The 12148-nt window shown below is 70.1% G+C and carries 15 protein-coding genes; 6 read left to right on the plus strand and 9 right to left on the minus strand.

Features of this window, described 5'->3' with window-relative positions:
• Window positions 1-220: 220 nt before the first annotated feature.
• Both ACZ5XS_RS45175 and ACZ5XS_RS45180 read left to right on the plus strand, forming a co-directional pair.
• Window positions 221-904, plus strand: a complete 684-nt coding sequence (locus ACZ5XS_RS45175; protein ID WP_468661544.1) for a DEAD/DEAH box helicase family protein — start codon at window positions 221-223, stop codon at window positions 902-904.
• Window positions 901-1749, plus strand: a complete 849-nt coding sequence (locus ACZ5XS_RS45180; protein WP_468661545.1) for a hypothetical protein — start codon at window positions 901-903, stop codon at window positions 1747-1749. Before ACZ5XS_RS45175 ends, ACZ5XS_RS45180 begins: the two co-directional genes overlap by 4 nt.
• 60 nt (window positions 1750-1809) lie before the next feature.
• On the opposite strand, the gene ACZ5XS_RS45185 is transcribed toward ACZ5XS_RS45180, so the two are convergent.
• The 8 genes from ACZ5XS_RS45185 to ACZ5XS_RS45220 form a co-directional block, all read right to left on the minus strand.
• Entirely contained in the window at window positions 1810-2523 is a 714-nt protein-coding gene (locus ACZ5XS_RS45185) for a hypothetical protein (protein ID WP_468661546.1), read from the minus strand.
• Window positions 2520-2957 (minus strand): hypothetical protein, encoded by a 438-nt coding sequence (locus tag ACZ5XS_RS45190; RefSeq protein ID WP_468661547.1) that lies wholly within the window; start codon window positions 2955-2957, stop codon window positions 2520-2522. Before ACZ5XS_RS45190 ends, ACZ5XS_RS45185 begins: the two co-directional genes overlap by 4 nt.
• Entirely contained in the window at window positions 2954-3637 is a 684-nt protein-coding gene (locus ACZ5XS_RS45195; protein WP_468661548.1) for a DUF1643 domain-containing protein, read from the minus strand. The genes ACZ5XS_RS45190 and ACZ5XS_RS45195 overlap by 4 nt, the downstream gene beginning before the upstream one ends.
• The gene (locus ACZ5XS_RS45200; protein WP_468661549.1) at window positions 3634-5184 is read right to left on the minus strand and encodes a DNA cytosine methyltransferase; all 1551 of its coding nucleotides are present in this window, start codon (window positions 5182-5184) and stop codon (window positions 3634-3636) included. Before ACZ5XS_RS45200 ends, ACZ5XS_RS45195 begins: the two co-directional genes overlap by 4 nt.
• Window positions 5178-5606 carry an ASCH domain-containing protein gene (locus ACZ5XS_RS45205; RefSeq protein WP_468661550.1) on the minus strand — a complete coding sequence of 143 codons (429 nt, stop codon included), beginning with the start codon at window positions 5604-5606 and terminating at the stop codon, window positions 5178-5180. Before ACZ5XS_RS45205 ends, ACZ5XS_RS45200 begins: the two co-directional genes overlap by 7 nt.
• Complete coding sequence (locus ACZ5XS_RS45210) at window positions 5606-5878, minus strand: hypothetical protein (RefSeq protein ID WP_468661551.1); 273 nt, start codon at window positions 5876-5878, stop codon at window positions 5606-5608. The genes ACZ5XS_RS45205 and ACZ5XS_RS45210 overlap by 1 nt, the downstream gene beginning before the upstream one ends.
• A complete protein-coding gene (locus ACZ5XS_RS45215; protein ID WP_468661552.1) occupies window positions 5875-6060 on the minus strand; it encodes a hypothetical protein in 186 nt (61 codons plus the stop codon). Before ACZ5XS_RS45215 ends, ACZ5XS_RS45210 begins: the two co-directional genes overlap by 4 nt.
• Window positions 6061-6336: 276 nt before the next feature.
• Entirely contained in the window at window positions 6337-6537 is a 201-nt protein-coding gene (locus ACZ5XS_RS45220) for a hypothetical protein (protein ID WP_468661553.1), read from the minus strand.
• Window positions 6538-6830: 293 nt separating this feature from the next.
• Here ACZ5XS_RS45220 and ACZ5XS_RS45225 point away from each other — a divergent pair, with 293 nt between their 5' ends.
• The 4 genes from ACZ5XS_RS45225 to ACZ5XS_RS45240 all read left to right on the plus strand — a co-directional run bounded on the left by ACZ5XS_RS45225 (window position 6831) and on the right by ACZ5XS_RS45240 (window position 11369).
• A complete protein-coding gene (locus ACZ5XS_RS45225; RefSeq protein ID WP_468661554.1) occupies window positions 6831-7157 on the plus strand; it encodes a chromosome segregation ATPase in 327 nt (108 codons plus the stop codon).
• Window position 7158: 1 nt separating this feature from the next.
• Entirely contained in the window at window positions 7159-8661 is a 1503-nt protein-coding gene (locus ACZ5XS_RS45230; RefSeq protein ID WP_468661555.1) for a DUF2637 domain-containing protein, read from the plus strand.
• A 126-nt stretch (window positions 8662-8787) separates the two neighbouring features.
• Window positions 8788-10752: a type IV secretory system conjugative DNA transfer family protein gene (locus ACZ5XS_RS45235; RefSeq protein WP_468661556.1), complete on the plus strand. Its 1965-nt coding sequence runs from the start codon at window positions 8788-8790 to the stop codon at window positions 10750-10752.
• Window positions 10734-11369 carry a hypothetical protein gene (locus ACZ5XS_RS45240; protein WP_468661557.1) on the plus strand — a complete coding sequence of 212 codons (636 nt, stop codon included), beginning with the start codon at window positions 10734-10736 and terminating at the stop codon, window positions 11367-11369. The genes ACZ5XS_RS45235 and ACZ5XS_RS45240 overlap by 19 nt, the downstream gene beginning before the upstream one ends.
• Before the next feature lie 60 nt (window positions 11370-11429).
• On the opposite strand, the gene ACZ5XS_RS45245 is transcribed toward ACZ5XS_RS45240, so the two are convergent.
• Window positions 11430-11978, minus strand: a complete 549-nt coding sequence (locus ACZ5XS_RS45245) for a hypothetical protein (RefSeq protein ID WP_468661558.1) — start codon at window positions 11976-11978, stop codon at window positions 11430-11432.
• Window positions 11979-12148: the final 170 nt, after the last annotated feature.

Genomic DNA, 12148 nt, shown 5'->3' on the forward strand with positions numbered 1-12148 from the left:
TCTCCACCACCCACAACCCGCACACACGATCGGTGCCCCCCACCCCCTCCGCAGGGTGGCCGGGGTGTGGGGCGGAGCCCCGCTCAGTAACCCGCACCCTCTCCTGGTCGCCAATTGGCGACTGCCCCCGGAGCCGAACGGGCGCTTCGGTCGTACAAGCTGCCCGCGGTGCGCCGGTCGGGCCTCTCGATCACGGCGCGGGGCGGTACCGTCCGGTGCCATGACGAAACCTCGCCCCATTCCGGTGCTACCCGCTCAGGGCCGCCGGGTCGCCTTCATCGGAAAGGGTGGCGCGGGCAAGTCGACTCTGCTTGCCTACCTGCTTGCTCACTGGAAGTCGTACGGCGTCCCCTGCGTCGCCATCGACACCGACGTGCCAGGGAAGAACGAGCACGGAACCCTCTACACGCACGCGAACGCGGTCGACCTCGGAGCCCCGGTCTACCCCGCGCCGGCGGTGCACCACATCCGGCAGGAAGCACAACGCCTGTGCCCGGAGAAGGGCGTATGCCTGCTCGACACGGCCGCCTGGGAGAAGCACGACGACGGCCCGCACCTGACGGTGATGAGCGCGGTCGACAAGGTGATTCTGTGCCTGCAGCCCACACCCAATGAACTGGATCGGGCGACGTCCGCACTGGCCTACATCCAGCAACTGAAGAACACGGGAGCCCGGTACCCGGAGCTGCACGTGATGCTGACGATGGTCGGCCAGGGCACCGTCGCGGCGGACAAGCTGGAGGAGAAGCTGACGGCCGCCCAGTACCCGGTGCTCGCCTCGCGGTTCAAATTCTCCAGCGCGCTGAACGGCCCGGCGCATATCTTCAAGAAGCCGATCAAGGTCAAGTCCGGTTCACCGATGGACCGGATGGCACGGGAGGTTCTGGACGTGGTGGCGCGGTGAGCAAGGCATCAGACAAGGCCAGTGACAGCTTCGGGGACGTCCTGACTGCGGGCCTGGCAAACCGTGGCGGCGGCGCGCAGCTGCCCGCACAGGCGGTATCTAGCACAGAGGTGGAGCTGAGCCCCCGGGAGCGTCTGCAGGCCCTGGAGGCGCGCATTGAAGCGTCCGTGGGGCAGTACCAGCAGAGCCTCCGCCGACTGCAAGCCCGGCATCGCGTGGAGGTCGGCCAGCTCCTGAACGAGATCAACGAATCCGGGCTGTGGGAGCTGGAGGGGCACGAGAAGTTCGGGCACTACGTGAAGGCACGGTGGGGCTGGGACCGTTCGTACGGGTACCGGCTCATCGACCTGGCCCTGGTCCATCGTGCACTCGCCCCCCTCGGCCCGGCCGTGCTCGACACCGTGGTGGAGTCGCACGCCCGGGAGCTGGCCCCGGTCGTCAAGGTCAACGGCGACGAGGGCGCCCGGAACTTCGTGGAAGTCCTCCGGCTGGAGTCCGGCGGGAAGAAAGTCACCGCCGCGGTGATCGCGGCCCGGCGCGACCAGGAAGGACTGGGCGTCGCCTCCGACCAGTCGCCAATTGGCGACCGCGACGAGGACGAGGACGAGGTGGTGGACGCGGAGCTGGTGGAGGACGACGAGGACACGGCGGAGAAGGTCGGCCAGACCATCCGGACCGCCGCCGACACGGCGGAGAAGGCGCTGCGGCAGCTGGACGAGGCGCTGGCCCTCGACGCGGCCCCGTTCCACCGTGCTGAGGCGGCCATGGACCTCTCCCGCATCCGGACGGCCGCCGTGCGGCTACAGCGGCGGGCGGGCGGGATTCCCGGTCCGGCCAGCGCGTAGGCGAGCACAGCAGAAGGGCCCCGCCGTACTACGGCGGGGCCCTTCGTCGTTGCCGGGCGGTCAGTTCAGCTCGGCCACCTGCGCGGCCTTCAGCAGGGCCTGCACGTCCAGCTCCTGTCCGGGCTGGATCGCGCGCCGCTGGCGGGCGTCCGCGGCCGCCACGATCGCGGCTACCTTCGCCTGCTCCTGGTGGTACTCCCACTGAGCCGTCGCCACGGCGCCGGCGGCCTCGATCGCCTTCACCCGGGCCTCGTTCATGCCCTTGGTCTCCTCCATGACCAGCTCATGCTCCTGGGTGCGGATCTCGCGCCGGTCTGCCCGCCACAGCGGTGCACAGAACGCGTACACCGCGGCGGTGCACCCGGCCCACAGCAGCGTGGCCAGCTGCCAGTCCGGCGTCCACGCGGTCACCCCGGCGAACGCGAGCACGGCGGCCCCGCCGAAGGAGACGCGCACGGTCTCGTTGTCGCCGTGCTGCTTCGACGCGGCGACGCACCCGGCGCACCCCGCGAGCGCGGCCAGACTGCCCGTGATCCACAGCGGGGCGGTGGAGCCGTCTGGGAGGTTCTGCCCCCAGCTCCACGCGAGCGCGGACATGCTCGTGGTCGCCAGGCCCGGGGCCAGGCGCCCGAAGTGGTCCCACAGCCAACGGCCAGCGGACCGCTGCGGCGGCAGCTGTGGGGCGGGCCGGAACGTCGGGGGTACGGGCTGGCGGTGGGCCTGCTCGATCAGGTAGAGCGCCGGATCGAACGGCGCGGGGCTCTGGTCGCTCACAGCGTCATCTCCTGTCCTCGGGTGAGTTCCTGCTGGTGCTGCTCGCTGGCGCGGTACCGGTCGTCCCGGCCGCGCCGCTCGTCCTCCTCGCGCTCCCGGGCGGCCAGGTCGCGCTGCCTGCGCTCGGGGAGCGTGGGCCCGTCCTTGCCCCACACGGTCACCTCGCCCGGGTTCGCCGTGCCGTCCGGGGAGGGCTCGATGGCGGCCACCTCCTGGCCCCGGTACATGACGGTCCCGGTCGGGGTGATCTGGAAGCCGTGTTCGTCGCCCTTGGACGGGTCGTCCCGGACGATCCGCTGTCCGTCGATCGACACGCCCCGGTGGTCCAGGGAGACCTTGTGGCCGTTCCGCTCGACGGTGAGGCGGGCCTGCCCGTTGCGGGCGTTGTCCCGGTCCCAGCGCCAGGGGTTGAACTCCTCGTTCTCCTTGCTCACCGGTCCACCTCCGGCTCGACGGAGCGGTCGCCAATTGGCGACTGCGGGTCGTACGGGGTCAGCTGGGTCTCGTCGCGCACGTACAGCGGGTGTCGGGGGTGGCCCTTGCCGGTGACTCCCAGGGACTCCAGGGAGTGGCCGTGGCCGACCAACAGGGCGGTGACGGCGTGGGCCTGGCGGGCGCGCTCGGAGCGGCTGACGTCGCCCCACGCGGCCGCGACGCGTACGGCGTCGTCGGTGGCCTCGATCAGTGCGGCCACGTTGAACGGGCCGATCGGGTCCGGGTGCGTCCGGAGCTGGCCCGGGTCCTTCGAGCGGAGCGCGAACAGGTTCACCACGACCATGCCGCCGTGCCCGGCCGCCCTGGCGAACGAGGTGCAACGGCGAATCGTGGCGTCGTCCTCGGTGTGGTCCGCGGTGGACGGGTTGAGCATCACCCACACCATGGGCGCGGTGTTCTCGTCCCAGATCCGGTCCAGCCGATACCGGTAGGTGCCGCACGGGCTGAGCACCGCCGACCCGCGCGGGCCGGTCTGCAGCTCCAGCCCGTGAGTCTCGGCCCACTCGGCGGCCGCCGGCCGGGCCGGGCCCGCCACGGTGGCGGGCTCCGGCTCGACCTCGACGGCGAACATGGGCAGCTGCACGCCACCCTTCATCTGCAGGCCCTGGCGGCGGGTCACCACGCCACCTCCAGCGGCTCGCCGGTGACCGCCTCGACCAGCGCGGACACGATGACCTCGGCCACGGGCGGGGTGACCGCGTTCCCGTACTTCCGCACCTTGTCCCGCTTGCTGCCGGTGACGATGTACGTGTCCGGGAACGCCATGGCGGCGCCGATCTCGTGGGGCTCCAACATCCTGAACCGCACGTCGCCCAGGTCGACGTTCTCCTCGACTTCTGCGAGCGACCAGCGGTCGCGGGTGGTCACGGTGCCCACGGGCTCCTCGACCGTGCGGGCGGTGCCGGTGCTGTAGTACGGGATCAGCAGGCGCTGGCCGGTGACGAGGCCGTGGTGGTTCCCGCTCGCGCTGACGGTGCCCACGGGCTCGTCCACGCTGTACGCGGTCTTCTTCGACCCTCCGCCCCGGAGGCTGATCTGGAACGGCGGGATGGCAAGTCCGGTCTCGTTGCGGGCGGTCTGGGTCCGCATCGGCTCCTCGGCCGACGTCGCCACCTTCCCGTCCCGGCCTTCGGTCGGGATGAGCAGGGGGGGCACGGCCAGGGCGTCCGTCTCGCGGGTTGTGCGGGTCGGCATCGGGTCCTCGACCGACACGGGTTCGGTCCGCCAGGTCCCGCCGGCTGGCACGGTGAACGGCTTCGCGAACTTCGCGATGCCCCGGGCGATCCGCTCCATGGTGGCGTCGGCCAGGGGCTCGTCCCGGTCCGCGATCCGGCGGCCCTCAATCGACCAGTCGATGACGGCAGAGGCGGGCATCACCTCGGGCTCCACGATCGCGTTGCGGCACTTCGCGTTCGGGCACCGGTACCAATACTGGCCGTTGCGCCCGTACGCGCCCATGTCGACGTTCAGGCGCTTGAACACCTGCATGGCTGACACCGTGGCGTCGCACGTCCGGCAGTACGCCTTGGGCCGCAGCCACTTGTTCCAGTCCGGCGTCCGGCCCAAGCTCTTGAGCCAGTAGGCGACGAACAGGCGGTTCCTCGACTGCGGGGCCCTGCGGCTCCCCCGGGCCTTGACGTGCATGGAGTTGACCGCGATCACGCGGACCTCGTACAGGCCCCCGCAACGGACCTCGCGGAGCCAGCGGGACCACTGGTCCCACTTCCGGCACTCCACGACGTTCTCCACGACTCCGCACAGCACGGGCTTGCCCCGAAGGATCATCGCGTTCAGGTAGCGCGGGACCTCCTCCATGAGCGCGCGGGCCCGCTTGATCTCCGGGTCCGGCTCGCTCTCCCCGAACAGCACGCCCTGGGTGGAGTTGTCGAAGTCCCGGCGTTTGCCCCGCGCGTTGCTCCACGGCGGGCACGACGGGCTCGCCCAGAAGATGTCCGCCCGGGGAAAGGTCTCGATCTTCGCGCGGGCCACGTCGCCCTCGAAGTGGTCGGCGTCGGGGAAGTTGCGGGCGTGGTCCTCTACGGCGTCCTTCTTGTGGTTCGCCGCGAAGATGAGTTCCGTCAGGGCCTTGCCCTCCCGGTCCTTGACCGCGGTGGCGCCCTTGCTGGAGCCGCCGACCCCGGCGAACTCGTCGTAGACGGTCAGCACGGGCCCGCCTCCTCACGCAGGACGTGGGCGGCGGTCTCGCTCGACAGCTGCTCGCGCACCTTGTCCACGAGGGCGGCCGGCGGGGTCCACAGCTGCTGTGCGCCCGCCCACGGGATCGGGAGCGGGAGGGCGGTCACCTCGTCCAGAACGAAGTGGAAGGTGCCCGTGGTCGACCACGGGGTGCACTCCCCGTCGTCCGCGTGGCAGTCGATGATCCGGGCAACCGCGAGCACGGCGCCCAGGTCCAGCTGCAGCCCGCGCACCACGGCGGCGACCATGGGGCCGTGGCGGCGGTCCACGGTCTTGCCCGCGTGGATGAGTACGGGGCCGCGGTACGAGGTGGGCCACACCCGGTTCTCCACGCGCTTGTCCGCGTAGGTGATGGCGGCCGCCCACGGCTGGCGGATGGTCAGGGCGCGCATCAGCTCATCACCTCGGCCACGGCCTTGCCCATCCCGAACAGGACGAGGGCGATCACGACGGCGACGGCCAGCATGGTCTTACTGGCCTTCCAGATCTTCCGGAGCCCCACGGACAGGCCCAGCGCGGCCAGCACCACGACGGTGCCGTACGTGGTCAGCCCGGACAGGGCCGCCTCGATCGCGTTGCGGCCGATGTCCACGGAGGTGGCCATGACCAGCACGGAGAAGACGAGGGCGGCCAGGGCAATGAGGCGTTCGCGGGCGACGGTCACTCGGACGCACCTCCCTGCGGGGCGACGACGACGAACGCGGCGGCGGCCAGGTCGTAGTGGACGTGGGCGGTCGGGTACTCGCCGGCGCGGTACTCCCCGGCCAGCCACTCCGCGCGGCTGTCGGCGCGCAGGTCGGCGTCGGAGATCCGTTCCAGCACGGTGGGGTTGGTGCAGTGCGACATGGTGTGCCTCTCCATCAAGGCGAGAAGGGGAGGGCGGGCCGCCCACGGTGGGGCGGCCCGCCGGGGCCCTATCGGGCGGGGTGCGGCCGCGCGGGCTGCTGCTGCGGCTGGCGTCCGTCGCGCTCGTGCGGCTGCGGGCGGACCGGGAGGGGCGGGCGGGTGCTCACTTGCGCCCCCTGATCCCGCTCACGGCCTGGCCGTGGCGCTGGAGGTCGGCCTGCGCCTGGCGGCGGGCTTCCTCCGCCTTCCTGGCGGCCTCGGCGGCGTCCTGGGCGCTCATGCGCTCACCACCAACAGGCAGGTGCAGCGGACGGTGGTGGACTCGCCGTTGCGCCGGATGACGACGGTGTCGAACCCGTCGCAGTCGGAGCACTGGCTGCTGAACGCCGGGCCCTTCTTGCCGACCAGCACGAGGCGGGGGCGCGTCGCGGGGGCCGGGATGGAGAAGCCGGGGGTACGGCTGCGAGACTTCTGCACGGAGATCCCTTTCTCTGCATAGGGGTGTCCCAGCTCGGAAGGCGTTGGAGCGCCGTTCCGGGCGGAGAGGGCCGGGGGCGGGAACCCCCGGCCCTCTCGCTTACATGGAAAACACTAACCCCCGGACTCTTGAAGTTCAAGAGTCTTGGGGTATGATTCTTTTCGTGGACAACACGAAGGGAGGGCGACCTATGAAGGGATCGGTCCGCGAGCGTCCGGCTGACCACGCTCCGCCAGAGTTCCAAGGTCATAGCCTCTTGGGGTCACTGACTCCAACACCCCGAAGGGGCGACATGGCAGAGCAACCGCCGGCGCGGCGTTCATCGAATCTCAACGAGGCGACGGCGACCGCCCGCAAGCAGCTGTCACCGAAGTACGTGCAGCTGCGCGGCGACCAGCAGATCGAACTGGACGTCGTGGCGAGGGAACTGCAGGCGGCCAGGACACACAAGGGGGAGCGCATCACGGCGAACACCGTGATCCGCGTTGCCGTTGACGTGATCCTCGCTCACCGCGAACGCCTCGTCGGAGACACCGAAGAGGAACTGCGCAACAACCTGCTGGCGTACGTCAAGGAACTGGAAGAACGGCCCATCGCGCCCGAGGAAGACGGGGCCTGACATGCGGAAGACCCCGGTGGTGAGGACACACCACCAGGGCCTGGACGCCGAAGATTTGGAGACCCACATGCGTCACTACCAGGGTACGGCGGGAGATCCCCCGGGATCTGCCACTGAGCCCGAAGAGAAGAAGGGCATTCCGGAGCTGACCCGGGTCCACTACTGGCTGATCGGGATTGTCGGCCTGGGTGCGGTCGTCATCGCCTCCATCGGCTTCGCCGGCTCGTACAACGCGGTGCGCAAGCTCGCGACGGAAAAGGACTTCGGGGCCTTCGCGTACTGGTTCCCCATCGGGATTGACGCGGGCATTGTCGTGCTCCTCGGTCTCGACCTGCTGCTGACCTGGCTCCGCATCCCGTTCCCGCTCCTCCGCCAGACGGCGTGGCTCCTGACGGCCGCCACGATCGCCTTCAACGCGGCGGCGGCCTGGCCGGACCCGCTCGGTGTCGGGATGCACGCGGTCATCCCAGTTCTGTTCGTCGTCTCCGTGGAAGCCGCGCGGCACGCGGTGGGCCGGATCGCGGACATCACCGCCGACAAGCACATGGAGGGCGTCCGGATCACCCGGTGGCTGCTCTCGCCTCTGCCCACCTTCCGGCTGTGGCGCCGGATGAAGCTCTGGGAGGTCCGAAGCTACGAGAAGGCCGTGAGCCTGGAACAGGCCCGACTGATCTACCAGTCCCGTCTGCAGGCCCGGTTCGGCCGTGGCTGGCGGCGGAAGGCCCCGGTGGAGGCCATGATGCCGCTCCGGCTGGCGAAGTACGGCGTGCCCATCTCTGAGACGGCGCCGGCGGGCCTGGCGGCGGCGGGCATCCCGGTGCCCGCCGAACTGGAACGGCTCGACGTCCGCCCGGACCGCCCGGCCCTCCCGCAGCAGGCGGCGGCCGAACGGGTCGACGTCGATCTGACGGAGCACCACGGGCACTACGAGGACTCAGCGGAGGAAACCGCGGGGCACCCCGAGCCGGAGCCGGAGCCGTCCGTGGGCGGGTACGAACCGCAGCGTCAGCCGTACGACCAGTTCCAGCACGGCGGCCAGCTGGCGGCCGCTGGCGGACCGCTCGCGGCCCGCAGCGACGGACGGCCCGCAATGGTGCAGGCCCGGATCGACGGGGCCGACTGGCTGCAGAAGAACCCGGAGCCGGAGCCGTTCGCCCCCGAGCCGGAGGTGGAGCCGTACGCGGACGAGGCTGTCCAGTCGCCAATTGGCGACTACCCCGAGCCTGTTCCGGCGCCTGAACCGGAGCCGGTGCCGGAAGTCATCGACGAGGCCGTGGACGAGGGCCTGGACGAGGACGAGGACGGCGCGGACGAGGGTCCGGAGCCTGAGCCGGACCTGACGGGCGTGGAACTGCTGGAGTACCGCTACCTGCGGCTTCCTGCGGAACAGCGCTACCCGAACCAGTCGGCCAGCGCTCTGGCAAAGGCCCTGCACCACGGAAGCGGCTTCACGGAGGGCACGGCCCGGAAGTACCTGAAGCCCATCATCGACAAGCACAGCTGAGAAATCCCGGGGCTGAATGTCAGCCCTGAATCGTACGGTGATCGTGAGGTCACCGGACAAATAAGCGCCCCCGGGAGGCGCTGGTACCGCCGGACCCCGGGGACTTCGCGACAGAGGAGAGTGCTCGTGTCACGCAAGGAAGAGAATCCCACACCCACCACCACGGACCTGTCGGGCGGTATGAAGCCGCATTGGCTGCACCGCATCATCGACACCCACAAGCCTTCCGCCCTCGGCAAGTCCCGCCAGGGCACGGCGTACGCGGCCGCCGGACTGCCCGCCGTGGCGCTCGCGGCCGGTGCCGAGAACGGCGGACTCCCGGAGCCGTCTGTGGGCGGTGCCCTCGACCTCATCAACACCGTGGGCTCGAACTGGCCCCTCGGCGGCTGGCCCGGGTTCGGCCTCACGGTCGTGGCCGGCGGCGGCCTCGGGTACCTCCACCTGAAGCAGAAGTGGGAACTGGGCAAGTCCGGTCCGACCACGAACGGGAAGGACGCGGCCCGGGTCGGGTTCGCCAACCCGAAGGAACTCAAGAAGTGGCTGTCCCAGGAAGGGCTGCGGGCCCGCGCGGACACCCTCCGCCCGTCCCTGGAAGGGGCGAAGCGGCGTTCCATCAGCCCTCACGAGGTCGGGCTGCACCTCGGCACGGATCTGCTCTACAAGAAGGGGCTGTTCGTCGCGTGCGAGGACATCGTGCTGATGTACGCCCCGCCGCGTACCGGCAAGTCCGCGCAGTACGGCAACGCCATCATCGACGCGGCCGGCGCCTGCGTGGTGACCTCGACCCGCGGTGACCTCTACGACCACACCCACCAGCTGCGGCGGACGTTCAACCGGCCCGTGTGGGTCTTCAACGCGGGCGTGAGCGGGGTGGAGAACACCCTGCGCTGGAACCTGGTGGAGGGCTGCCAGGACCCGGTGGTGGCCCTGCGTCGCGCCGGGTACCTGCTCGCGGCCTCGGCCAGCGGGGAGGCCATGGAGAACGCCTCCTTCTGGGAGGGCCACTCCTTCATGGTGCTGTCCTGCTACCTGATGGCGGCGGGTCTGAGGGGCTACGACCTGACCCACGTCCGGGCCTGGGTGACCGACTCGACCAACCGTGAGCCCCTGGAGATCCTGGAGAACTACCCGGAGCTGGTGCCCGCTGGCTGGGCCCGGGGCCTGTCGCAGATGCGGAACGCCCCGGAGAAGACACGGGACAGCGTGTACCTGACGCTGATCCGGTCGTTCGAGTTCATGTCGCTCCCCCAGGTCTTGGACATCGTGTCCCCCCGGCCCGGTCAGCAGAAGTTCGACGTGGCGGACTTCCTCCGCTCGCGCGGCACCCTCTACCTGATGGGCCGTGACCAGCAGTACGGCAGCGTCGCACCGCTGTTCACCGCCCTGGTGGGCGAGATCTACGAGGCGGCGTACCTGGAGGCGGACAACAGCCCCGGCGGCCGCGTGGACCCGTACGTGCGGTTCGTCCTGGACGAGGCGGCCGTGATCTGCCCGCTTCCCCTGCACAAGTGGTCGGCGGACGCGGGCGGCCGGAACATTCAACTCCTGGTCAGCGTCCAGTCCCCGTCCCAGCTGAGGGAGCGGTGGGGCCACAACGGAGCGCAGACCATCATGAACAACTCCGTCCGGATCGCCCTCGGTGGCCTGTCCATCCCGCAGGACTTGGAAGAACTCTCGCTCCTGTGCGGAGAGAAGGACGAGGAAGTGGCCTCCTCGTCCGCCACGGACGAGGACAAGAAGTCCCGCAACGTCTCGGTGCGACGCGTCCGGATCATGCCGCAGGATGCCATCCGGCAGATGAAGGAAGGTACGGGCTTGGTGTTCTACCGGCACCTGCCGCCGATCCGGTACGCGTTCACCCCGGTGTGGGAGCGGAAGGACGTCAAGGAACTGATGAAGCAGGCAAAGGCAAAGGCCAAGCTGGAGGCCAAGTTGAAGAAGAAGGGGGTGCAGGTCGCCGGGCCCGTCCTCCCGCCGCAGATGCCCGCCACGGCTCCGGTGATCCCGCAGCAGCAGCCTGCGGCGTACCCGGGGACGATCCCCGGGCAGGCGCCGGCCGCTGAGCAGAACGTATGGGGGCAGACCGGATGATCGACCAGCCCAAGGAAATGAAAGCCGTCTGGGAGCGGACCCGAGAACTGGGACGGCAGCTGGACGAGGTGAACGGCCGCCTCGAAACCCTGGAAGGCCAGAACCTCGCGGACCGCATCCAGGAACTGTCCCTGGTCGTCAAGAAGCTGGCGGACAAGCCCAAGAGCGATGCCCCGGCGGTCTGGAACTGGACGACCTTCGGCCCGCAGCAGCAGGCGAACGCCTGGGACGTGCTCATGCAGTGGGTGGAAGGGACGTTCCGGGTCCGCTGGCCCCGCTCCTACAAGGAGATGCTGGGATACACGGAACGGAACTCCTCGTGCTGGTGGCAGCACCCCGACATGGTGGAAAGCCTCACCAGCCTGATGTGGAGCCACCACTGGGCCTTCCTCGACAAGGAAGCGTCCCCGCTGCGGGTCGCTGAGTGGCTGGGCCGCTGGCTGCCCGACGCCGTACGCCAGGGCAAGTTCATCCTGGAAGAGTGCAAGAACGACTTCTCCCGCGACGGGGGCAACGGCCACAAGCACGACCCGTTCGAGAACAAGAAGATCAAGGACGACCACCAACAGCTGGCGCAGCACCTGCACATGCTGCGGACGGGCGAAGTGCCCAGCTGACCCGCCCCCGCAACGACAGAGGCCCGGACCGATGGTCCGGGCCTCTTCGCGTGCCGTACGTCATCCTGCGGGCGGCACGGGGCGTTCCTCGTCCGGCCAGAAGCTCCAGCCCACCGTGTACTGGACCCCGGCGGCATAGTCCCGGTCGACGTCGGGCCAGTCGTTGCCCTCGATCCGGTCCCGGGCGTGGGTACGTTCCAGCCCCACCTGGCGGTTGGTGTACGGGTACTCGTACCACTCCTGGCTGATCGGGGCGGCCTGCAGCTCACCCAACAGCCACGCGACCGTGGCCCACACTCCGTGGGCGGCCGCCTTCGCTTGGCGCACCTCGACCTCGACATGCACCCGGGCATCGGCGCCGGCGTGGAACTGACGGGCGGCGTCGTCCCGGACCGATTCCAGCTCCTGCCGCGTCCGGCGCACGCCTTCCGGCAGACCCGGTGTCCCCGGCGCCTTCGCTGGAACGGGCGTCGGTCCGTACTCGTGGCCAGGCCACTGGGGGGTCGTCCCGACCGCCGGCTGCGGCCGCTCGGGCGTCCGCAGTACGTCACCGATCGACTGATGGAGGCGCCGGGGGCCGTGCCCGCCGTGCTCGCTGCTGCTGGCCATGGAACGACGGTAGCCGCGGGGACTGACACGGTGCCAGAGGTTCCCCCTGTGCGGCCGTGCCGTACGTCCGGGCTAAGCGGGGTGGTTCCCTCGTTGGGCGGCAGGCGAAGCCCTACCGCGCCGTTCGTCGGCTGTCCAGGATCGGGCTTGCCCGACCGCGAAGCGGCGCC

It is taken from the genome of Streptomyces sp. NPDC033131 (genome assembly GCF_055578365.1).

Coding starts and splice junctions, on each gene's coding strand:
- ACZ5XS_RS45175 (WP_468661544.1), top strand. CDS start 221: ATGACGAAACCTCGCCCCATTCCGGTGCTACCCGCTCAGGGCCGCCGG.
- ACZ5XS_RS45205 (WP_468661550.1), bottom strand. CDS start 5,606: ATGCGCGCCCTGACCATCCGCCAGCCGTGGGCGGCCGCCATCACCTAC.
- ACZ5XS_RS45215 (WP_468661552.1), bottom strand. CDS start 6,060: ATGTCGCACTGCACCAACCCCACCGTGCTGGAACGGATCTCCGACGCC.
- ACZ5XS_RS45225 (WP_468661554.1), top strand. CDS start 6,831: ATGGCAGAGCAACCGCCGGCGCGGCGTTCATCGAATCTCAACGAGGCG.
- ACZ5XS_RS45230 (WP_468661555.1), top strand. CDS start 7,159: ATGCGGAAGACCCCGGTGGTGAGGACACACCACCAGGGCCTGGACGCC.
- ACZ5XS_RS45240 (WP_468661557.1), top strand. CDS start 10,734: ATGGGGGCAGACCGGATGATCGACCAGCCCAAGGAAATGAAAGCCGTC.
- ACZ5XS_RS45245 (WP_468661558.1), bottom strand. CDS start 11,978: ATGGCCAGCAGCAGCGAGCACGGCGGGCACGGCCCCCGGCGCCTCCAT.